At 76.2% G+C, this 1,490-nt stretch carries 1 protein-coding gene; it reads right to left on the reverse strand.

The genetic code is table 11. From position 1 onward, the window contains the following. Positions 1-62: 62 nt before the first annotated feature. Positions 63-1,304, reverse strand: coding sequence for an RNA polymerase sigma factor (locus CCN56_RS27500; protein ID WP_086830637.1), 1,242 nt, complete (start codon positions 1,302-1,304; stop codon positions 63-65). Between the last annotated feature and the right edge of the window lie 186 nt (positions 1,305-1,490).

The raw sequence follows: 1,490 nt of genomic DNA on the forward strand, positions 1-1,490 counted from the left end.
CCCATGCGCCGGGGCGCATGCGCCTGTCGCGCACTCCCCCTCTCCCCCGTCGTCCGGGGCGGTCATCCCAGGCGCCGGGCCCGCTCCGTCAGATGGCGCCGCTCGGGCGCACTCGTGGTGTGGCGGGCCGCCTCCCGGTAGGCGAAGGCCGCGGCCTCCTTCTCGCCGAGGAGTTCGAGCAGGTGCGCGCGGGTCGCGAGGAGGCGGTGGTTCCTGGCCAGCCGCCCGTCCTCCGCGAGCCCGTCCAGGAGCGCGAGACCGGCCTCCGGACCGTGGACCATGGCGACGGCGACCGCGCGGTTGAGGGTGACCATCGGGTTCGGCCCGGTGCGCTCCAGGAGCTCGTACAGGGCGAGGATCTGCGGCCAGTCCGTGGCCTCGGCGGACGGGGCCTCGTCGTGCACGGCCGCGATCGCCGCCTGCAGCTGGTACGGGCCGACGCGGCCCTCCGGCAGGGTGCGGCCGAGCAGCTCCACGCCCTCGGCGATCAGCCCGCCGTCCCAGCTCCCCCGGTCCTGCTCCGCGAGCGGTACGAGTTCCCCGTCCGGGCCCGTGCGGGCCGGGCGGCGGGCGTCGGTGAGCAGCATCAGCGCGAGCAGGCCCGCCGTCTCGGTGTCCTCGGGGACGAGCCGGTGCAGCATCCTGACCAGCCGGATCGCCTCCGTCGACAGCTCGGGCGCGGTGAGCGCGTCGCCGCCGCTGGCCGTGTAGCCCTCGTTGAAGACGAGGTAGAGCACGTGCCGCACCTCGGCGAGGCGGGCGGTGCGGTCCTCGCCCTCGGGCGGCGCGAGGGACAGTCCGCCGGCCTTGATCGTCTGCTTGGCCCGGCTGATCCGCTGCGCCATGGTCGACTCGGGCACGAGGAAGGCGGCGGCGATCTGCGCGGTGGTGAGGCCGCCGACGGCCCGCAGGGTGAGCGCGATCCGGCTGGGCGGCGACAGCTGCGGGTGACAGCAGAGGAAGAGCAGCGCCAGGGAGTCGTCCCGGTCGGCGTCCGGAGCGTCGTCGGCGGCGCGCGCGAGGAGCGCGGAGTCCGGGGTGGCGAGGGCGACGGCGTCCTCGCGGCGCCGGCGCGCGGCCTCGCTGCGCACGTGGTCGACGTACTTGCGCTGGGCGACGGTCAGGAGCCACGCGCGCGCGTGGTCGGGGACGCCCTCCCCGGGCCACTGCTGCGCCGCGGCGATCAGCGCCTCCTGGACGGCGTCCTCGCAGAGGTCGAAGTCGCCGTACCGGCGGACGAGCGCACCGAGGACCTGCGGCGCGTACGTGCGCAGCAGGTCCTCGACGCCGTGCGGGCCGGTCACGGCCCCTCGCTCCCGTGCGCGCAGGCCACGGCAACCCGACCCACGCGCCCGTGCGCGCAGGCCACGGCAACCCGACCCACGCGCCCGTGCACGCCCGTCACACGTCCGCCGCGGACTCGTGCAGGATCGGCCAGAGTTCGACGGGCTCGACGTCCGCGAAGGGCATGTCCGCGGCGGACGTGTGAC

Source organism: Streptomyces sp. NRRL B-24572, from assembly GCF_002156145.1.
GTDB classification, from domain to species: Bacteria; Actinomycetota; Actinomycetes; order Streptomycetales; family Streptomycetaceae; genus Streptomyces; species Streptomyces vietnamensis.